This is a genomic window from Paenibacillus sp. FSL R5-0713 (assembly GCF_037973325.1).
Taxonomy (GTDB): domain Bacteria; phylum Bacillota; class Bacilli; order Paenibacillales; family Paenibacillaceae; genus Paenibacillus.
In genome coordinates, this window is record NZ_CP150229.1 from 5,785,382 (window position 1) to 5,806,273 (window position 20,892).

Genomic DNA, 20,892 nt, shown 5'->3' on the forward strand with positions numbered 1-20,892 from the left:
ACAGAGAAAACAAAAAAAGACCACCTTACACTCAAGAGGTCTTCCATCTATGCCCGTTCTGACAGCAGGCTGTCCCATTTTAAGTTAACACGCCAACATAAAAACCAATTGAAATAAAGACAGCACACCATACAAATGCGCCGATGCTGGATACCACTACATATCTGCCAATCGCCATACGGCTAATCCCGGAAAAACAGCACATCAGATGACGAATGCCTGGAATGAAATAACCCAGGATGATGGACCAATACCCATATTTGAGAAACCATGACTCCACCCTGCCAAATCGTTTGGCATTCACGCCGACCCACTTGCCGTATTTTTCAATCAGTGGTCGGCCGGCCTTCTTACCAATCGTATAGCTGAGCAGCCCTCCGGTAAATGCGCCACCGAAACTGACGGCGATGGATACCGAGTAATTCAATACCGAGATGGAGGCGAGATAACCGACAAAGGTCATCATCACCTCATCCGGAATCGGCATCCCGATAACGCCAAGAGCCAGTAGTCCGTATATTGCGAAATAACCATATTGACCAATAAATTCTTTTGCAAATTCCATACTGACTCGCTCCTTATTTCGGTTCCACAATATCCTTCTCATGTGAGGCTAGCACTTGTTTTAGAGACGGGAATCGGATTTGGCTCACCATGAGACCGGATAATACAATAATGACAAGATAGGCTACACCGTGTGTGAAATAAGGACTCCAGAGGGCGAAAAAGGACATCAGACCTCCGGCAAATGTAATCGGCATCCCGACAAAACCGCTGCTTGCTGTCTTCTGACAGTTATAACGGGCCAGGCGCAATGCACCGCAAACTGGAAACAATGCGGTCAGTGCCATTCCCAGCACACTCACTTCATTCATGGAGTTCAGGTACAGAATCAGCACAGGGGCTGTTCCGAATGAAACTACATCCGCAAGCGAGTCCAGGGCTTTCCCGAACTCACCCTCACAGTGCAATTTGCGGGCTGCATAGCCGTCAAACAGATCAAAAAACATCGCTACCCATATCATCATCACAGCCAGGGCAAATTCACCATGAATAGCCATAATGACTGCCAGCATGCCTGAACTCAGATTCCCCAAGGTTAAAATCGATGGTAAAGACTTCATAAGAGTTGACTCCCTTTCGTACTAGGCTTTAGGAAAAATAATATAAAAACGGACTCCATCCGGTGTATTCTCCACTCCATAATTGCACCCATGCAGATCGAGAATCTGCTTCGCAATGGCCAGACCGAGCCCGGTTCCCCCCATTTTGCGATTACGTGAGCGCTCGACCCGATAGAACCTCTCCCATATATACTGCCGCTCAGCTTCAGCAATGTGCTCGCCCTTGTTCTCAATGGAAATATGGACAAAACCTTCACGCCTGCTGATCTCAATAGTTATATCGGTATGTGGTAATGCATGACGTATAGCATTCATCATGATATTGAAAATAACTTGCTCCAGCTTGCTGCGGTCACCTTCAACCGTCTGTTCTGTTGTGGATACAAGCACCACATCCAATCCTTTGTCCTTCAGTTGCGGACCCAGACGGCCGGCGATATCTTCAATCATGTCAGCTAGTGCAACAGCATCCGTATTCAATTGAACCGCTGAGGATTCCAGTCGCACCAGATCCAGCATCTCTTCAACCATCGTTTCCATCTTGATCGCCTCATCGGCAATGATCTCAATGTAGCGCTCCCGCTTGCTCTCACTCACGCCGTCCTTCAGCCCTTCGGAATATCCCTTAATGATGCTGATTGGTGTCTTTAGTTCATGAGATGCATCGGCAAAAAACTTGCGCTGTCGCTGTTCAATCTGCTGCTTCATTTCCATATCCGTACGCATCTGTGTGTTGGCCTGCCTCAGCTCTTCGAGTGTCTGACCCAATGTCCCCGATAAAGCATTAAGGCTGTTAGACAGACTGCCGATTTCATCGTTACGCCGGATGGGTGATTTCACCGTGAAATCCAGCGTAGACATTTTCTTGGCAACATGGTTCAAGGCCAAGAGCGGCTTCGTTACAATTCGGGACAGAAGCAACGCCAGCAACAGAATCAATATAAATGCCCCAATGCCAAAATATGCATAGAACAAACGTGTTGCCTCATTTGCTTCCCTCATCTCCTGTAGAGAGGTGAGTGAGAAAATCAGTTGCTGCTCAGGTCCGGAACGATGCACTGGAGCAATAGTGATCACATTGCGAACACCACTCCAGCTATCCATCCATTCTTCGTTGAGCATTTTGCCGTTGGCCAACGCAAGTTGGTCTTCTGTGGACAAAGGGAACCGACTATCCAGTGCCTGCACCAGCAATCCCTGCCTCTGGCTCCACGTTGCCAGATTGGGAAGAACTACCTCGGTCAGTACGCCTGACCATTCCTTTACCGGTTCAATGGATTCCTGAAAGCTTTCTGTTCCCCATGCAGCAGAAGTAGCATCCTGGATTTTGTATGGATAGACCATGGACCCGCTGGCCGGGCCTTTCACCGTGAGTTCCTGCCCATATTTCAGATGAGATGTAATCCAGCCAGCATTCTCACTATTGATAAACAAGGACAAGGACACCTTCACGTGACTCCCATCCTGCTGTAACAACGTAATATGGAACGGGTCATTAACCAGTCTTCCGGTGTTGGTCAGAATCACCAGATGTGACTGATTCTGACGCATGAACTTACCGGTTTCCTTGGCTAGCTGCAGATCACTCCAATGGCCATTAGAGTATTGCTGTTCGAACTTGGACAGCTTTTTCTTCATACTGCTGACCTTCTGATGCTGATAGAAGTCCGGGAACCAGACCAACTGGGCAAATACCGTTGTTCCATATAGAAGAACCAGACATCCTGCCATGACCAGGAAAAGCTTCATCGTTACGCCATTTCTTCTCATGCTTCTGCCTCGAAACGATATCCGGTGCCAATTACCGTCCGGATACACTTGGCTTCATCACCTAATTTGCCGCGCAGCTTCTTGATATGAGTATCCACAACACGTGAGTCTCCTTCAAAATCAAATCCCCAGATCCGATTCAAAATGGCATCTCGGGACAACACAATGCCTGCATTTCGCACCAAATAAAGCAACAGGTCATATTCCTTTGGCGCAAGCTCAACTTCAACTCCGTCCTTCTCCAGCCGCCGAGCCCATGGATCAAGCGTTACCTGTCCGAAGCGAATGACACCTTGCTCTCGTCCAACTGCGCCTTCAACACGCTTCATTAATGTCTCTGCACGTGCAACCAGCACACGTGGGCTAAACGGCTTGGTGACGTAATCGTCTACGCCCAGCTGAAATCCATGAATTTTATCGTCATCCTCGGACCGTGCAGTCAGCATGATAATAGGTACGGTGGATTGGGATCGAATATGCTCACATAACGTCCATCCATCCATTTCCGGCATCAAAACATCCAAAATGACCAGATCCACCTCATGCAGAGCCAACAGTTCCAATGCCTGTACTCCATGTTCTGCTTCTATAACGTTCCATTGTTCTTTTATGAAATAATCGGCCACAATCTCACGAATGCGGCTTTCATCTTCCACCAGAAGCACTGTTCTGATCATGGCCGACTCTCCTTTTTAGATTCTGATGATAACATACCTATTCCATGTGTCGTTCATGTGTCCAGACATGTTTTGGAATGAACTCCATGATATATACGATTAATATAAGCCAAAAGTTACTAATTTTTATCAAAATTCGCACAAAAAAGAAGCCGTCAACGAGCAAGCTCTTGCTCATTGACAGCTACTTGAATGAAATCGACGTGTGTTATCCAGAATTGAAGCGCTACTGCGCGCTCACAGGTAACACTTAGCGTTGTTGCTCCAGACGGTGTGCCACATGCAGTGTAGGACCAACAAAACGATTCAACGGGAATCCGCCGGCAATCGCTTTAGTCACGAAGGCTTTACCTTCACGAACAGCCTCTTTCACTGAAAGACCACGAGCCAAGCCTGCGGTAATCGCCGCAGACGTAGTGCAGCCCGCACCATGCGTATATCCAGAGCCGACAACATCGGCTTCAAACCATTCGTAGTTGGTTCCATCATAGAGTAGATCCATTGCTTTACCCGGGCTAATTACACCTCTGTCCTTGATCAGAACATGTTTCGAGCCATGGGCATGAATGGTTGCTGCTGCTGCTTCCATCTGTTCCTTGGAACGAATCGGTCCACTTTTCGCCAGTTGAGATGCTTCGAACAGATTAGGTGTAACCAGATCCGCACCTGGCAACAGGAATTCGATCATCGCTTCCGTATTTTCAGGTTGCAGCACTTCATCTGTACCTTTGCAGACCATCACGGGATCAATAACGATCTGTGGCAGGCCACTGCGGCGAATATGTTTTGCCACCAATTCAATAATATCTACAGAACCGAGCATGCCTGTCTTCATGGCATCAAAACCGATGCCGTCCAGAACCGTGCGAAGCTGGGCTTCAACCACATTTAATTCCACAGGAAAGACCTGGTGATCCCATGTATCGGGCTCCATCGCCACAACTGTAGTCAGTACGGTCATACCATACACACCCAGCTCCTGGAAAGTTTTCAAATCAGCTTGAATCCCTGCACCGCCGCTCGTGTCCGAACCAGCTATTGTTAATGTTTTTGGAATCGTCATGATCGTTGCATTCTCCTTCGTGTCTCAGTTGACATTATCCTATCCCTTGTACGAGCGGATGTCAATGGCATCTGAAGCCATACGGAGCATGGTTTTCAGGATGATTCAGTTCACATCTTTGGTCTCCAGACGAAACATGGACAACGAAGCAATCCATATCCCTACAGCTCCTAGGGTCAGAGGGATAATAATCAGTGAATGAATGGAATACTCCGCCCCGTTAAATCCGGAGCAGACAATCAACACCAGCAGAAGGGAAGAGGTCATAGTAGTTGTAACTGAATGCTTACGCATACCAAAGAATAAGGGAATGAGTGCCATGCTGGCTGCCGATAAGGAACTAATACCATACTTCAACAGAAATCCCAATATATCCTGATATGTCAACGAGCCAGGAATGAAAGCGTAGAATTGATTAGCAATCAACAGCAGTGAGCCCATCAACAGGTCGGTAACCATAATCATCACAAAGGTGAAAAGAAACACGATAATCAATTTGGCTGCAATGATTTTATGACGCTGGATTGGATAGGTGAACATCACGTTCATCGTTTTATTTCGATACTCACTGATCACCAGCTTGGATAATAAAGCTCCTGCGAACACGATAAAGGTTGCCCTTACAAACGTATCAACAATCATAAAGGCCATCTGATAATCGGCATAGGCATAATCGTCTGCTCCAATATCCACAAATCCTATCATAATCAGAAAAAGAAGAATGCCCACATTGGCAATACCTGCAGCTGCAAAATTCCGCGAAAAGCGGTGCTTCCGCATCTCAAGCCTGATCAGTTTAAGCAACGTCATCATCCCCTTTCACAAGCTTCATGAAGTGTTCCTCAAGGGAATGAGCCCGTTTGGATAAGGATTCGATCTCAATGTCATACTGGATCAGCTTGGTGTTTAGTTCCGAAGGAATGATTCCCGGATCATAAATGCGTACCGTGTGGTCATCGACCAATTTATAATTACTCAAACTAAGTTGATGTTCAATGACATAGGTCGCTTTGCGGATATCTACCGCCTGTAGCTCAATGTACTCATTTTGACTTCCCCGAATGCTCTCCATCGATACTTCTTCGACCAAGCGGCCACCGCGAATGACACCAACCGTGTCGGCAATCTGCTCTATCTCGCCAAGAATGTGACTTGAGACCAACAGGGTGATGCGATACTCGTTGCTAAGGCGCTTGAATAAATCTCGCATTTCCCGGATCCCTACAGGGTCCAATCCGTTGATCGGTTCATCCAGAATGAGCAGTTCAGGTGTGGTTATGAGTGCACGAGCCAGTCCGAGCCTCTGCTTCATGCCCAGGGAGAAATCCTTGACCGATTTCTTGCCTGTATCCTTCAACCCTACCATCTCCATCGTGTTGTCGATGATCTTTTTGTTGTAGAATCCCATGTATTCACAGTGAAGCTCCAGATTCTCGCGAGCAGACAGTCTATCATAGAAAAAAGGATATTCAATAATGCTGCCCATTCGCTTCAGCACTTCATAGGAGGTCGGCGTAAGCTTCTCCCCAAACAATTCAATCTCCCCTGAGGTGGGTTTGACGAGATTGGTCAGCATCTTCATGATGGTTGTTTTACCTGCACCGTTCGGACCAAGAAACCCATAGATCTCACCTTGCTTAATACTCATATTGACGTTGGATACAACCTCTGCCCCTTCATATACTTTGGTCACATCTATCGTTCGTGCGATATAATTCATCGTCTTGTTCTCCTTTACGTCCCCTGTCCGGGTTCCTATATCTGTATTGTAAAGAGAAAAGTCTGCTTTTTTATTAATCAAATCTTACAAAAACCTTAAGCTTGCCCGATAACACCAAAACAGCTCTACCAAGCCTTGAAGGTCACTGAAAATACAGTCCGTTGATCTGGCACACTATGTAAATGAATGCTTCCACCCATCCGCTCAACTAACCGCTTCGTGATCGTTAGACCAAGACCGCTGCCCTGATAGAGTCGATTACGGGAATCCTCCAGCGTATACATGCGTTCGAACACACGATTATGCTCACTTTCCGGAATCCCCTTGCCTTGATCCCAGATCTGCAGCGTAACATGTCCATCTGTCGATCGTTCAATTGATAGACCCAACACCTTACCCTCTGCTCCATATTTCATCCCATTGGTAATCAGATTATCCAACACTCGGTCCAGAGCTTCTTCATTCGCTTGCACGAAGATATCCCCCTCAGGTATCTCCAACTGAACGTGCAACCCGAGCTTCGTCAACATTTCATAAAAGGAGAGCATCTTCACGCGGCTTAATTCGCTTATATTCACCCGACTAAGCACCAGCTCTGTGTCTCCGGATTCCAGCTTCGCCAAGTCAAAAAAGGAATGGATCAAACGCAAAACTTCCTGCGCCTTATCCTGGATTTTCTCCGTCATAATCTTCCGTTCCTGATCGGTCAGTGATGAACTGTGCAGCAAGGTCTCACTGTAACCCAGCACAACTGTGAGCGGCGTTTTCAGGTCATGTGAAATGTTGGAAAGCATATTGCGCATTTCCTTCTCCTGATTCGTATAACCGGCCTTAGCGCGATGCGCATGGTCCAACAGCTGGTTCATGTCTTTCAGAAGCTGGCTAACCTGCTCATCACTGTTGAATACAAGCAAACGCTCAAAGGTGCCTTGATCCAGAATTGCGGATATTTTCTCATGAATATAGGACAGGTGTTGGCTGCGTTTCCGCAATCTCATCCACAATCCAATGACCATAATGGCTAGAATACCTGTTGTGATAGCAAAAATCAGTGTCATGTCTGCTCCGCCTCCAGCTTATATCCGATGCCCCAGAGTGTCTTGATATACTGGGGATCTGAAGGATCAGCCTCCAGTTTCTCACGCAGACGACGCATATGTACGTTAATGATATTTTCGTCCCCATAGTAATGATCATCCCAGACCGAGGCGTAGATCTGGGCCTTGGTGAACACTTTGCCCGGATGGGTGACCAATAGCTTCAGAATGCCAAACTCCTTGGAGGTTAGCTTGACGGGTGTACCTTCACGCTCCACCTCGTACGTCTCCATGTCGACAACAAGTCCTCCAATGTGAATACGCTGATCTTTAGCCACTTCTGCCACAGGCTGAGCGGTATAATTGGCGCGACGAATGGCAGCTTTAATGCGGGCGGTCAGTTCGATTAACGAGAAAGGTTTGCTCAAGTAATCATCTGCGCCGAAGCCCAGACCGAGCGCTTTATCCACCTCCCCATCCTTCGCAGACAGAATGAGCACAGGCACCAAACTCACTGCCCGAATGGTTTGCAGTACATCCATCCCACTCTTGCGAGGGAGCATCAGGTCCAGAATAACCAGATCATATCCAGGTTGTGACTGGCTGAACTGGCGTTCTGCTTCTAAGCCGTCATATGCATACGTGACGTCGTAGCCCTCTTTTTTCAGATAAGGTCCGACCATTTCACTAATGGAACGATCATCTTCAACAAACAACAAGCGGTGACTTGACACGTGTTTCCCTCCAACATGAACATTTTTTCCTATATTACCTCACAGTTTGGTTGAATTGGCAATGACATACGAAAAAACCTGACAGGAAGTACACTTCGATATAAAGTGTGTTTTCCTGCCAGGTCTATGAGCGTTTATAGATGAATGCTTGTTCGTTTAATCTCAATATCCGTTCTCGCTGTGTATCCAGCATAGTCCAATGGTTCCTGCACCTGCATGGATACTCACCACAGGGATGAACGGCATGATTTCGGTCTTTAGTTTGGGGAGCAGATTGGCAATCTGCTTCTTGATCGTGACGGCTTCTTCCTGATTGTTCGCATGCATAATGCATACATGCTTTACTTTCTCCATATCCAGCTTAAGCATATCCAACATGCGATCTTTCGTTCGCTTGAACGTGCGAATCTTCTCATTCACAACTACTTTGCCCTCTTCAAATCGTAGCAGCAGATGGATCTTGAGCAGTTGACTGATGATCAGCTGTGTGCCGGATACCCGGCCACTGCGATGAAGATGCTGAAGGCTCGCTGGTATGAGGTAAAAGGACATGTTATCAATCATTTGTTCAATATTTACTTTGATCTCGGAAGCCGAACATCCCTGCTTCTGCCATTCTAATCCTTTCATAACCATCTCACGAAGAGGATAGGCACCTGCCTTTGAATCAATTGCGGTCACCGTCACTCCTGCAATCTCTGCAGCCTGCATGGACGTATGCAGCGTTCCGCTAAGCGCTGTAGAGCAATGAATCGTAATAATCTCATCGTACTTGTCTTTGAGCGATTCATACAGTTCAATGAACTCGCCAATAGGTGGCTGCGAACTGCTCGCACGTGAAGCCTCCGCAAGTTTCTCATAGAACATTTCAGATGTAATGTCATCGGTTTCCCGGTAACATTCCTCTCCAAATACGATGCGCAGCGGTACGATGTAGATATGATTTTGCTCCGCAAAAACGGGATCCAGTGTACTGGTACTATCGGTGACCCATGCAATTTTCTTCATGACATCCTTCTCTCTTGCCGGATTGTTCGTTCTGTATCCTCAATCGTCAGGCACAAGCCCGGCGGTTTATTTAAAATTTGAATATTTTACATTGTAAACGTTTGCGATACTGCCCCTCAATTATAAATGACTGGACAGACCGTTGTCTTGTGGCGCAATCATGAACGCCCCTATTAATCCCATTATTAGCTAAAAAAATGTCTTGCCTGTGAAGGAATAAATTGGTATGCTGTTGTCCTTCTCTCTTTTTCGCCTTGACTGAAGTGAACGGAAACGCCGTTCAATCCACTTATCGGAGGTGTCACATGCTTTATTTCACTCTGGCTTCCAAAGCCTACTCCCGGAATCTGCAATACCGCGGGGCACACATGGTACATAACTTGGCAAGCGCCATGTTTGGTTACATGTATGCCTGCCTCTGGATCGGCATCGGGGCCGACCATACGCTCGGGGAATACGGGACACAGGGGATGATCAGTTACATTGCATTCACGCAATCTTCTCTCTGGATCTCGGGTTTTCTCACGAATGGATTGGGGATTCCCCTATCCGTCAGGACAGGGCAGATTGCACTGGATCTGATGAGGCCTGTTCATCTGTTCACCCACCTGATGGCGCGCGAATGGGGGCAGATTGCCTACCAGTTCGTGTACAAAAGTATTCCAATCTACCTGCTCTTCTCCATTGTCTTTTCCCTGCATTGGCCCTCAGACGTTTCAACACTTGGTTATGCTGCACTTGGTCTTGCCGGCGCCGCATACTTGTCCATCTGTATGAACTACATCATTGGTGTCACGTCGATGTGGACCACAGAGTCCTCCTGGCTTCACTGGGGCAATCACGCGATGATGAATCTGCTGGCTGGTTTTTTCATTCCGCTGGAATGGCTGCCGAACTGGCTTGAACAACTTGCCTGGATATCCCCCTACCCATTCCTTCTCTATGTACCTACCCGAATCTATCTTGGTTTCGAAGATGGCTCCTTGTTATGGGGAACCTTGCTTTGGTGCGTCTTTATGACGTTGATTTGTCTTGTGATCACCCAAGTGTTACGTCGTAAAGTGGAGGTGCAGGGCGGATGAAGCGAACTTCCTGGTTCCATTTATATAAAATGCTCATTCGAACAAGCATCCGCAGCCGGATGCAATACAAGTTCAATTTCATCATGGCGTCCGTACTGGCCGCTTTAATTCAGATCTCCGAGTTCCTGATGGTTGCTCTTGTACTGCACCGATTCGGAGCAATTAAGGGCTGGTCCCTCCATGAGATCGGTTATCTCTTTGCGATCATGACGTTATCCAAAACACTGTATCGGACATTCGGCAATGAGGTGCATCATCTGGAAAAATATCTGGTTAATGGTGAGCTTGATCAACTGTTAACACGTCCCATGCCCATATTGCTGGCACTGCTGCCGCAAAACTTCCGCATCATGGCTGGAGAAGTCCTACAAGGCGGATTCATTCTCTGCTGGTCTTTGACAGGCATGATGCACAGCGGACAGATCGGCTGGATCGCCATTCCCTTCTCCCTGCTCATTATTCTGACGGGAGCAGTCATTCTCTTTTCTATCGGACTCGCGACTGCCACACTCGGATTCTGGACCACACGCATCGAGGAATTACAGACGATTACTGAAGATGCAGCACGAACGGCTGCCCAATATCCGCTAACGTTATATCCCAAATGGATGTCTGGCATTCTGCTAACGGTGATTCCCGTAGGGTTCGTCAACTATATCCCATCACTCTATCTACTGCGGGGTGAAGGAGGAGCGTGGATTCTTATTGTTGTTGCGGCGGTTGCCGTACTGAGCTTGGCTGCAAGTCTGCGTTTCTGGCAATTCGGCTTGACCAAATATCAAAGTACAGGTAGCTAAGGAGGCGAAAAGAATTATGAACATGATCACAGCACGACATCTGCAAAAGGAATTCAAAACTCCTGTTATTCGCGAAGGACGTTTCTCCGGATTACGTACATTATTTTCACGTGAGTATGTGTCCAAGGAAGCGGTGCGCGATATCAGTTTTGATATCGGCCCAGGTGAGTTTGTAGGCTACATCGGTCCAAACGGGGCCGGCAAATCTACAACGATCAAAATGCTGACAGGTATCCTGCACCCCACCTCGGGCGAGGTACGGCTTGACGGTATGAACCCGCATCTGGACAGGCGCAGAACCGTTGGTCGACTCGGCGTCGTGTTTGGCCAGCGGAGCCAGCTCTGGTGGGATCTGCCTGTGAAAGATTCATATGATATTCTGGCTGAGATGTACGGCGTCCGGACCGAGGACAAAAAGAAACGGCTGTCCCAGTTCGCCGAGCTGCTGGACCTTGAATCGTTCTGGGCCACGCCTGTCCGCAAGCTCTCGCTTGGACAACGCATGCGTGCGGATCTCGCAGCTTCCATGCTGCATGATCCCGAACTGCTTTTTCTCGATGAACCCACGATTGGACTGGATGTGAACGCCAAACGGAACATACGCCAATTTCTACGTACATTAAATGAAGAGTTTGGCAAAACGATTTTGCTGACCACCCATGACATGGACGACATCGAACAGTTATGCAGCCGGGTCATGGTGATCAACCATGGTCAGCTTACATATGACGGCTCGATCCCTTCTCTGCGTGACACTATCGGTCTGCCGACACTTATCCGAGTTACGTATCGGGGTTCATTTCTTATGCCTGATACCATACCGTCCCCCATTCAGATCACAGCAGTGGAAGGGCAGATTGTCACTGTGGAAGTTAACCGGAAGGAATGGAGAACGATGGACATTCTGAAGCAACTTGAACAATGGGGTGAGATTGAAGATGTGGAGATGAAGGAACCCGACTTCGAAGATATCATCCACCGGGTGTATTAGTTTGCCCATTTTGTGAGGAAATAGGATGAAGACCTGTTCTTACGCCGTTACATGAGAGAGGGACATGGCGTACTGTACTAATGGAGGTGAAGCGTCATGCTTGTGACCAAACATGTCCTTGCAGCATCCAGTGTACACGCCACTCCCTATTTCATCGTACGTGGCATGATGCCGGGACCGGTAATGTTTATTACATCCGGGGTTCACGGGAACGAAACGGCGAGCATGGCTGCTGCGCAAAAACTCGCAGATGATTGTGCGACTGGTCGCCACAGCATTCGGCGAGGGCTGTTAATTATCGTGCCACGTGTGAACCAGCAAGCCTACGCCAAGAAAATCAGAGGCAAGCCAGATCTGAATCGTACGTTTCCACGCCGTATGTCAGGCAAGGCCAAGCATCCGCTCGCTGCTGCAGTTTTTCGGTTGGCGCGTGAACATCGGGCCGATTGGTGGCTTGATCTGCATGAAGCCAATGGCCTGTCTCAACTGAGTTCCCGAGTGCTTGGACAGACGTTGATCACCAATCCCGGCAGTCGCACCATTCCAGCTTGCAGGAAAGTTATTGAACGGATGAATCGGTCGATTGCCATTCGTGATCGTCATTTTAACCTGAAGCAGCATGAATTGCCGGGATCTGCCCGTACAGCGGCTTCAAGAGTACTACAAGCCCGTTCTGTTACCGTGGAGACCTGCTGGAGTCTGAAGCGCGCGACCCGTATCAAGTATCAAACGGAGATTGTGCACCATTTTCTGCGTGAAGCGGGCATGTCATGATTAAGACCATTAAGATAGAGATAAAATAAACCTCGAACAGAGCGTGCCCGAAGTACATCTTAAGGCGCTCTTTGTCCGAGGTTTTACAGTTTATAACTCTTTCTTTTGCACCCTGAACGATTGAATATAATTGTCGATATCGTCCTCTGGTGTATGCAACAGTCTAGCCAGATGAATCTGCATCTCTTCCAGATGCTCAATATGCTTCTGAATATCAGCGATTCGGTCACGGACGAGTGTTTTTAACGTATCCTTTTCCATGTCTTCCTGGCTAAGCAGTTGCAGGGTCTCTTGTATCTCCTTTAAGGAGTAACCCAGCAACTGGGCATCCTTAATGAACTTAATTTTGACCAGATAATCCTCGGTATACACCCGGTATCCGTTGGAGGAACGACGGGGAGCAGGCAGAATACCACTATCCTCGTAGTAACGGAGGGTTGCCATACTCACACCGGTACGCTTGGCCAACATTCCTCTTGTCATGGTTTCCATGCCTACCCCTCCACCCTTCTGCAGACTTATTGTGCTTGTTCGTTACGTATCTTGGTATATTTGGCATCGTAAGTGACCTCAGGAAATTGAGATGCAGGGCCTTGCAATAACGGCTGCTCCTCCCCTTTGAGATACCGGTCAAAGAATGCGAGCGCATAGGATCTTGTTATATCCACATTATGTTCTGGCGTCATGCCTCTGGCAAACATTTTCGGTGAAATCAATGAAATATCCGTAAAGCTTTGATGGAAGAAATTCTCCACCGTCAGATAATAGGTATCATTCAGACTGCTTGTCATCACATGGTCCAAATCCGGCTCAAACTCAGGGTAGAACACGTTATCTTTGGATGTAGCATTTGGATCGAAGCTTTTAGCCGTTTCGCCAGACATGATGTACATAAAGGGTTGTTTTAATGCCGTCTTGGAGATGCTGCCCCAGAAGCCGCCTTCCAAACTGAGTCCTGCACGTAAACGTTCATCCTGTGCGAGTGCTTCGGCTGTTGTAGCCCCGCCATAAGAGTGCCCCATAATGCCTGTATGATTCAGGTCAAGCTTGCCTTCCAACACCTGATTGGGATCATTCAGATTCCACTGTTCAAGCGTGTCGAGTACAAATCGTGCATCCGCTGCACGAATGCCTACTCCCTCCACATTATATTGATACAGTTCTTCTGACGTTGCAAATTCAGGTCCGGCTTCATAAGACACTTTACGCCCATCGGGGAAGGTAACGCGAGCTGAGGTATACGGATGATCCATACCAACAACAATATAGCCATGGCTGACCAGTTCCTCGACAGCAGTCATGCTCTGGAAACGGGCAGAACGGACACCGGGAGAGAACAGCACCACCGGATAAGAAGGGCTTGCGTCTGATATGGCTGCGCCTTTAACCACATGTGTCGGAATAGTATCAAGGTAGCTGAACACCTTGGGCGGGATCCCAAATACCAGACTGATAGCTTCTCCAAGTTCAGACGGGTAAGATTCAGGAGTTATTCCCTTTGCATCCTCCGGTTTCACTGGATACCACACGTTAATCATCAGTTCCCGTTTGTCCCCACTTTCGGGTGTAAACGTCTCTTCCCGGGTTTCATCCACCAATTGTTGCGAAAAAGTACCGATCGCAAACTTCCCCGTAGGATCAGGTATCTTAAATGCTGGAAAATACCAAGTGAGCAGTCCTGAGCCAGCGCCGGAGACCAGCGCCAGCATCGCAACCAGCGTGAGTTGAAGCCAAGAACGCCATCTTGGTTTCTGCTTCTCTGCAAAATGCCCGGTGACTCTGTTACGATACTCTTTCACTACCTTAATGATTAATACGATGAAGATTATGCCTGCAACAAGATACGTTGGCAGCAGCATCACGCGAAACGAATCTAAGATACCGTGAAGCAGCAATGCTAATATCAAGGCAGCCGACATTCCTGCCGCAAGTTTCCGACGCTTTGAGTACATAGGTATACACAACGCTGCGCCAATCGTTACAAGTACCAGTATCCATTCCATTAGTTTCATCATTCATCCTCCAAACATTGTTGATGAAACCAGAATAAACCTTGAAGTATACTTCAAGGTCAAGGCTGAATTTTAGAAACAATTTATCGAGGAATTCGTATATCCCATTTGCGAAGTTCGGTCAATGTACACGTTCCGGACGCGAAAGCCTTAATACCTGTTGAGTTCGGCCCAGGATATATCCGCCCTGTCATTACCTGCTCTCCCTGCTGAATGAACACCTCAATGGAGCTGACATCCATAAAAATATGAAGCTCCAGTTTCCCGTCAAGCAGTTCCACGGTCGCAGCACGTTCTCCCCCCGGCCCTTGTCCGGCTCGCTCGCGATTTATGCATAGACGACGCTGCTGCACATCATAGGAAATCACGGTTTCTTCATCCTCACCCGTGCGCAGCTTCAATCCGAATTGTCGTGCCTGTTCCGCTTCGAATACAGCATACATTTCGTAACGGTCTCCGCTGATTCCAAGATCAAGATCATGTTCATCACCATTTAGTTGTATACCGTACTGTTCGTTGCCATCCGACCTGTACTGTATAAGTTCGGGAAGCGGCTGGAATATCAATCGGTCTCCCCTACGAATTAGCTGTCTCGGCAGAGTCATCGCTCCAGCCCAGGCATGAGACTTTTGTGTCGGAATTTCTGTTTCCCACGTATCCATCCAGGCCACCATAATTCGTCGTCCCTGTGCATCCCCCATCGTCTGAGGTGCGTAAAAGTCGAAGCCACAGTCCAGCGGAACGTACTCCTCGTATTTCAGTACACCTTGGTCTTCATCCAGCGTTCCCATCATATAAACGGTTGAATGCAAGTTGCGATAGTTATCTCCCTGAGCAGGCATACGCTGCGGAGACATGATCAGCACATCTCGGCCATCCAGTGTGAACAGATCGGGACATTCCCAATTGTCGCCAAGCGTCCCGTCACTCTGGGCCATAATGTTAACATAACTCCAATCCAGCAAGTCCACTGAACGGTATAACAGAATGACACCTTTGCCCGCAGCATCATTCGATCCAAGGACGCAATAGTACACACCGTTTCGTTCAAACACTTTCGGATCACGGAAGTCCTTCGGACTGGTATGCTCTGGGATTTGATCCAGCCGAATGACCGGATTCATTGCGCTTTTGACAAAATCAATTCCATTCTCCGAGACAGCGATATTCTGTGTCTGCAAGTAATCGTTATCCTTGTCGGGTCCAGTCACCACATGCCCCGTGTACATCAGCACCAACTTGCCATCCTGCACGATTGCACTTCCAGAGAAACAGCCTCCACTGTCGTAGCTCTGATCGGGTGCCAGTGCAACAGGTAGATAAGACCACGTAACCAAATCACGGCTCACCGCATGGCCCCAGTGCATCGGCCCCCATACCGGTTCGTAGGGATAATGCTGATAGAACATATGATACATCCCACCGAAGTATATGAAGCCGTTGGGATCATTCATCCAGCCCACTTCTGGCATCAAATGATAGGCCATTCTATAGGTTGGATCAACCTGGTGCCGATGTTCCTTGATATATGCGTTGGCCCGGGCGAGTGTATAACTCTCCTTCGTGTGAGCCGAAGCACTCGTCAGTCCAAGGTCTGTCTCTTGCCTTGTGTCTATTTCCTGTTTCTCGTATCGTTCCTGGTTCATATGTCCTTCACTCCTGTCTCTCTCTATATCACCCAACTGAACTTATTTGATAGCCCCTTGCATGACCCCCTGAATAATGTACTTCTGCGCAAACAGATACACGGTCAGTACTGGCAGCAAGGTCAAGACCAGACCAGCCATCAATGGACCGTAATCAACTGTGTATGTCCCATAAAAATAAAACGTGGACAGCGGCAGCGTACGCTGCTCGGATGATGTCAGCACCAGGGATGGCAGCAGAAAATCATTCCATATCCACAATACATTCAGCACGCTAATCGTTACGGTTGTTGGCAGTAACACCGGCAGTACGATTCGAAAAAAGGTTTGCACTCTGCCGCAGCCATCCATTAGAGCCGCCTCTTCAAGCTCCAGGGGAATACTTTTGATAAAGCCATGATAGATAAATACGGCGAGCGGACTGCCAAAGCCAATATACATGTAGATCAGCGACCACTTGTTATCCAGCAGGCTGAGCGAGCCGTATATTTTAACCAGCGGAATCATAATAGCCTGAAACGGAATAATCATCGCAGCTACCATCAGGAAAAAGAGATACTGGTTCACCTTGCTATTGTGACGAACAAAGTAATGGGCTGTCATCGCCGCAAAAAGAGCAATCAGTAACACACCTGCAATGGTTATGAGCAACGAATTGCTGAAGGCGGATACATATCCCATTTTGTCAAACGCATTGACATAATTATCGAATTGAAAGGAGCTTGGTAACCCTAGCGGATCGGAAGTAATTGCCTGGTTAGCCTTGAACGAATTGACGATGAGAAGTACAAACGGAAATACAAACAAAATCATTACAACGATTAATGCACTAAACTTGATCCAGTTAAGAATGCGCGATTGTCCAGCCATCATGCCTCGACCTCCAGTTTTTTGCTGAAATAAACCTGGAGCAGTGTAATGGCGGCTACAAGGATAAACAGCACAAAGGCTTCTGCCTGCCCCAATCCGTAGTCACGAGCAAGAAAGGCCTGCTCATAGACATGCATGGATACCATCTCGGTGCTCTTGAAGGGCCCGCCACTGGTCAGGGAGACGTTCAGATCATACACCATGAAACCCCGTTGCAGTGACAAAAAGATGCAGACAATAAACGAAGGAACCATCAGCGGCAATACAATGCGCGCCAGCATTTTGCGATTACTTGCCCCATCTATGCTGGCTGCTTCCATAACATCCTTCGGCACATTCATCAGTCCTGCAATGTAGATAACCATCATATAGCCGGCATACTGCCAAACGGTCACCACAATGAGTGCCCAGAACGCTTTGTCCGGGTCAGCCAGCCAGGAGGTGGAAAACAGAGTGAGGTTCATCTTTTGTCCTGCAAAGACGAGTACCTGATTAAAAATAAACTGCCAGATGAAACCAAGCACGATTCCACCCACCAGATTCGGCAGGAAAAATCCGGCCCGAAACCAGCCCTGCGCCTTCATTCCCCGGGTTACCGCGTAAGCGAGCAGGAAAGCAACCGCATTGGTGAGCACAACGGTAATAAATACGTACTCCAGCGTCATCCCGAATGATTTCCAGAACACGGTGTCCTTGAACACACCAATATAATTATCCCAGCCAACAAAGTTTTGATCGATGGCAATGCCATCCCAGTTCGTAAACGTCAAATAAATACCATACAGAAATGGAATAATCATTACTGTAGCAAACGCAAATAATGTCGGGCCAGTAAAGATCAGGCGGGTTCGCAGACGTGTCCATAATCCTTTTTCGGTCAGCATTGTCAACCTCCACTCTATCCAAATAATTAGCCTAACGGTTGTGCCGGAAACAACGAACAGACCTCGTGTGCAAGTTGTACATTCATCATCTCCGGCTTACCGCAAGTCTCTCTCTATGTGCTGCTCAGGGCTAAGATTAATTCCTTTATCCTTTATTTCACGTTGCTCCAGTATGCCTGAATTTCGCTCGCAAGTCCGGCACGGTCAATGACGTCAGCCAAGTATTTCTGCATGGACGCACCCAGTTTGGACCAGTGATCCGCAGGGAGTGTACTCATTGATTCCTCGATTTTGCCTGCCTTGATGTATTCACTAATGGACTTGCCAAGCGGATCGGTCGGCTCCAGTGTAATGTTGCTGAATGCCGGAATAATACTGGCTTGATTCACCAAGAAATCCTGACCCTTTTCGTTATAAACAATCCACTCCAAAAATTTCTTCGCAGCTTCCTGTTGTGCTGGTGTGCTCTTTTCCTTATCCAACAATATTCGTTTGGATACGGCAGCAGAGATTTGCGTATTACCGAAATCATCTGCATTATTGCTCACAGGTACTGGCAGGAAGCCGTATTTTCCATCTGCTGTATCAAAGCTTGAAATTTGCGGCCATGCCCAGTTGCCCTGGAACCAGATGCCAACCTCACCCTTGCCAAGCACCTCAGGTCCACGTTCATAAGTTCCGGACAGGGGAGAAGCCTTGTCAATATTGTAGGTTTTCATCAGATCAAATGTATCTAACAAGCCATTAAACACGGCGTTGGAAGCAAGGTCCACTTGACCTGCCTTCAGATCAGTTATGAATTGATCCACCTTCGCACGGTCCGGCGACTGCCCACCATATGCAAGCCCCAGATAATGCGCACCAAGCGACCAATCCATCGGAGATACAATCAAAGGTGATTTTCCAGTAGCAGCGATCTTTTGGAACAGCTCATCAAGTTGTGCAGTGGTCTGTACAGACTTTGGATCAAATGTTCCACCTACCGCCTGATCCAAAACATTCTGGTTATAGATGAATCCATATCCTTCAATAGAGAACGGGAAGGCATAATTTTTGCCATCAAACGTCGTAGCTGCTGTGCTATTCTCCACAGCGTCCTTCATCCAAGACTCGGATGTGAGATCCAGAACACGATCCTTGAATTTCTCGACATCCCCTGTATCCAGCATCATCATCGTTGTAGGACTGCCGGAAGCATACAAAGCAGACGCTTTTTCAAACGGAGACTGTCCACTGCCTACAGGTACAATTTCTAGTGTGACATTTGGATTTTCGGCATGGAAGTCTTTAGCCGCTTGCTCCAGCTGACTGTTAATTTCCGACTTGGAATTGAGCAAGGTGATTTTGACACTCTCACTGCTGCTCCCCTCTGAGGAGGTGTTGGACTCCGTCGCTGCTTTACTTCCACATGCTGACAATACAAGCATCATAATCAAAGACAATACCGATAATTTCATCATCCATCTCTGTTCTCTTTTCATCTTGTTATGGCCCCCGATCAGTAGTTTAAAAGGAAACGCTTACAAATCGAATTATAATGTCAAAGGTTTGACATGTCAATCGTTTGACATACCATTTAAAAAAAATATTGCGCCTTGATTTTTTCGAGGCAAAAGGACAAACAGGAAAAAACGACCTGTATCAGGTCGTCTCTCTCTCCACTAAGGTAACTGGCAAAATATGCTCCATTCCGATCTTCTCTTCCGCGATCTGACGCCGAATCAGATCAATCGCCAGCTTAGCCATAGCCTCCACCGGCTGCCTAATCGTTGTTATGCCAGGCACCGTATACCCTGCCGCACGACTGTCATCATAACCTACAATAGCGATCTCATCAGGTACCTTGCGCCCACCTAACACGATCTGCTTCAGCGCATGCACCGCCATCAGATCACTCGTTACAAACAGCCCATCCACCTCCGGGTGTTGTGCAAGCAGCTTATCCACCAATTCCGTATACTGATGCTGATCAAACACATTCAGATCGGTTTCATGAATCATGACCGGCTTGACTCCATGAGCCTGCAATGTATCAACGAAACCTGTCGTCCGGCGATTGGAGAGCATTTGTAATTCCAAATTACCGCAAATATGTGCCAAATGCCGTCTGTTCTTCGAGAGTAGCAATTCAGCAGCCATAACCCCTCCCTGATAGTTATCAGATGAGATAAAAGGGATGTCTTCACCGATCTTACGATCAAAGGTCACAATTGGGGAATGCAGGTTCATATACTCATCGACTTCCAGTGTATGACTTCCCATAATAATGCCATCCACGCGATTCCCCTTGAGCATTTCCACATATTCACGCTCTTTGGAAGGGTCCATGTGGGAGTTGCATAACATAATTTTAAATCCATTCTGGTATGCATGGTACTCAACATAGTTAGCCAGTTCTCCAAAAAACGGATGAGATACATCGGGAATAATCAAGCCTATAACATTGGATTGCTTACGCAGAAGAGAACGGGCAATTTCGTTGGGTCGATAGTTCAGTTCGTCCATGGTTTGATACACTTTATCCCGAGTCTTCTGACTGATATATCCCCGGTTGTTTAATACACGCGAGACGGTAGTTACAGAAACTCCTGCCCTGAGTGCAACATCATGAATAGTTGCCATAACAGCCTCTTTTCCTACAACATTCTTCATACCTTTAACATTATAAACCTATTGCTCACCCTGAACCAAACCCTTGGTATC

Annotated in this window: 21 protein-coding genes; 4 read left to right on the plus strand and 17 right to left on the minus strand. The window is 47.5% G+C overall.

Translation table 11 applies throughout. The features are described 5' to 3' along the window. Positions 1-79: 79 nt before the first annotated feature. From MKZ12_RS25760 to MKZ12_RS25805, 10 genes are all read right to left on the minus strand, one after another. The gene (locus MKZ12_RS25760) at positions 80-565 is read right to left on the minus strand and encodes a DedA family protein (protein ID WP_339237841.1); all 486 of its coding nucleotides are present in this window, start codon (positions 563-565) and stop codon (positions 80-82) included. 13 nt (positions 566-578) lie between these two features. Beyond that, the gene (gene pssA, locus MKZ12_RS25765; RefSeq protein ID WP_253441014.1) at positions 579-1,124 is read right to left on the minus strand and encodes a CDP-diacylglycerol--serine O-phosphatidyltransferase; all 546 of its coding nucleotides are present in this window, start codon (positions 1,122-1,124) and stop codon (positions 579-581) included. Between the two features lie 21 nt (positions 1,125-1,145). Continuing rightward, a complete protein-coding gene (locus MKZ12_RS25770; RefSeq protein WP_339257470.1) occupies positions 1,146-2,894 on the minus strand; it encodes a HAMP domain-containing sensor histidine kinase in 1,749 nt (582 codons plus the stop codon). Next, positions 2,891-3,571: a response regulator transcription factor gene (locus MKZ12_RS25775; protein WP_339237848.1), complete on the minus strand. Its 681-nt coding sequence runs from the start codon at positions 3,569-3,571 to the stop codon at positions 2,891-2,893. Before MKZ12_RS25775 ends, MKZ12_RS25770 begins: the two co-directional genes overlap by 4 nt. Before the next feature lie 250 nt (positions 3,572-3,821). Next, positions 3,822-4,634, minus strand: coding sequence for a bifunctional hydroxymethylpyrimidine kinase/phosphomethylpyrimidine kinase (thiD, locus tag MKZ12_RS25780; protein WP_278298228.1), 813 nt, complete (start codon positions 4,632-4,634; stop codon positions 3,822-3,824). Positions 4,635-4,739: 105 nt separating this feature from the next. Then, positions 4,740-5,438: an ABC transporter permease gene (locus MKZ12_RS25785; RefSeq protein ID WP_339257471.1), complete on the minus strand. Its 699-nt coding sequence runs from the start codon at positions 5,436-5,438 to the stop codon at positions 4,740-4,742. Beyond that, the gene (locus tag MKZ12_RS25790) at positions 5,431-6,354 is read right to left on the minus strand and encodes an ABC transporter ATP-binding protein (protein ID WP_339257472.1); all 924 of its coding nucleotides are present in this window, start codon (positions 6,352-6,354) and stop codon (positions 5,431-5,433) included. The genes MKZ12_RS25785 and MKZ12_RS25790 overlap by 8 nt, the downstream gene beginning before the upstream one ends. 125 nt (positions 6,355-6,479) lie before the next feature. Beyond that, complete coding sequence (locus MKZ12_RS25795) at positions 6,480-7,412, minus strand: sensor histidine kinase (RefSeq protein ID WP_339257474.1); 933 nt, start codon at positions 7,410-7,412, stop codon at positions 6,480-6,482. Further along, positions 7,409-8,125, minus strand: coding sequence for a response regulator transcription factor (locus MKZ12_RS25800; RefSeq protein ID WP_339257476.1), 717 nt, complete (start codon positions 8,123-8,125; stop codon positions 7,409-7,411). Before MKZ12_RS25800 ends, MKZ12_RS25795 begins: the two co-directional genes overlap by 4 nt. 162 nt (positions 8,126-8,287) lie before the next feature. Then, positions 8,288-9,133 carry a DegV family protein gene (locus MKZ12_RS25805; RefSeq protein WP_339257478.1) on the minus strand — a complete coding sequence of 282 codons (846 nt, stop codon included), beginning with the start codon at positions 9,131-9,133 and terminating at the stop codon, positions 8,288-8,290. Positions 9,134-9,438: 305 nt separating this feature from the next. Between MKZ12_RS25805 and MKZ12_RS25810 the strand changes: the two genes are divergently transcribed. From MKZ12_RS25810 to MKZ12_RS25825, 4 genes are all read left to right on the plus strand, one after another. Continuing rightward, on the plus strand, positions 9,439-10,215 hold the full coding sequence (locus tag MKZ12_RS25810) for an ABC-2 family transporter protein (RefSeq protein ID WP_339237861.1): 777 nt from the start codon (positions 9,439-9,441) through the stop codon (positions 10,213-10,215). Continuing rightward, positions 10,212-11,012, plus strand: a complete 801-nt coding sequence (locus MKZ12_RS25815) for an ABC-2 family transporter protein (protein ID WP_339237863.1) — start codon at positions 10,212-10,214, stop codon at positions 11,010-11,012. Before MKZ12_RS25810 ends, MKZ12_RS25815 begins: the two co-directional genes overlap by 4 nt. A gap of 22 nt (positions 11,013-11,034) precedes the next feature. After that, complete coding sequence (locus MKZ12_RS25820; RefSeq protein WP_339261524.1) at positions 11,035-12,003, plus strand: ATP-binding cassette domain-containing protein; 969 nt, start codon at positions 11,035-11,037, stop codon at positions 12,001-12,003. A 96-nt stretch (positions 12,004-12,099) separates the two neighbouring features. Further along, the gene (locus MKZ12_RS25825; protein WP_339257480.1) at positions 12,100-12,777 is read left to right on the plus strand and encodes a succinylglutamate desuccinylase/aspartoacylase family protein; all 678 of its coding nucleotides are present in this window, start codon (positions 12,100-12,102) and stop codon (positions 12,775-12,777) included. 90 nt (positions 12,778-12,867) lie between these two features. On the opposite strand, the gene MKZ12_RS25830 is transcribed toward MKZ12_RS25825, so the two are convergent. The 7 genes from MKZ12_RS25830 to MKZ12_RS25860 form a co-directional block, all read right to left on the minus strand. Next, entirely contained in the window at positions 12,868-13,269 is a 402-nt protein-coding gene (locus MKZ12_RS25830; protein ID WP_339237867.1) for a MerR family transcriptional regulator, read from the minus strand. Between the two features lie 26 nt (positions 13,270-13,295). Then, positions 13,296-14,792, minus strand: a complete 1,497-nt coding sequence (locus MKZ12_RS25835) for a lipase (RefSeq protein ID WP_339257482.1) — start codon at positions 14,790-14,792, stop codon at positions 13,296-13,298. Positions 14,793-14,872: 80 nt separating this feature from the next. Further along, complete coding sequence (locus MKZ12_RS25840; protein WP_339257484.1) at positions 14,873-16,435, minus strand: glycoside hydrolase family 32 protein; 1,563 nt, start codon at positions 16,433-16,435, stop codon at positions 14,873-14,875. Positions 16,436-16,477: 42 nt separating this feature from the next. Continuing rightward, on the minus strand, positions 16,478-17,305 hold the full coding sequence (locus MKZ12_RS25845; RefSeq protein WP_339243214.1) for a carbohydrate ABC transporter permease: 828 nt from the start codon (positions 17,303-17,305) through the stop codon (positions 16,478-16,480). Next, positions 17,305-18,189, minus strand: coding sequence for a sugar ABC transporter permease (locus MKZ12_RS25850; RefSeq protein WP_091019202.1), 885 nt, complete (start codon positions 18,187-18,189; stop codon positions 17,305-17,307). Before MKZ12_RS25850 ends, MKZ12_RS25845 begins: the two co-directional genes overlap by 1 nt. Before the next feature lie 152 nt (positions 18,190-18,341). Beyond that, positions 18,342-19,670: an ABC transporter substrate-binding protein gene (locus tag MKZ12_RS25855; RefSeq protein WP_339257486.1), complete on the minus strand. Its 1,329-nt coding sequence runs from the start codon at positions 19,668-19,670 to the stop codon at positions 18,342-18,344. 160 nt (positions 19,671-19,830) lie between these two features. Continuing rightward, positions 19,831-20,811 (minus strand): LacI family DNA-binding transcriptional regulator, encoded by a 981-nt coding sequence (locus MKZ12_RS25860; protein ID WP_339237876.1) that lies wholly within the window; start codon positions 20,809-20,811, stop codon positions 19,831-19,833. Between the last annotated feature and the right edge of the window lie 81 nt (positions 20,812-20,892).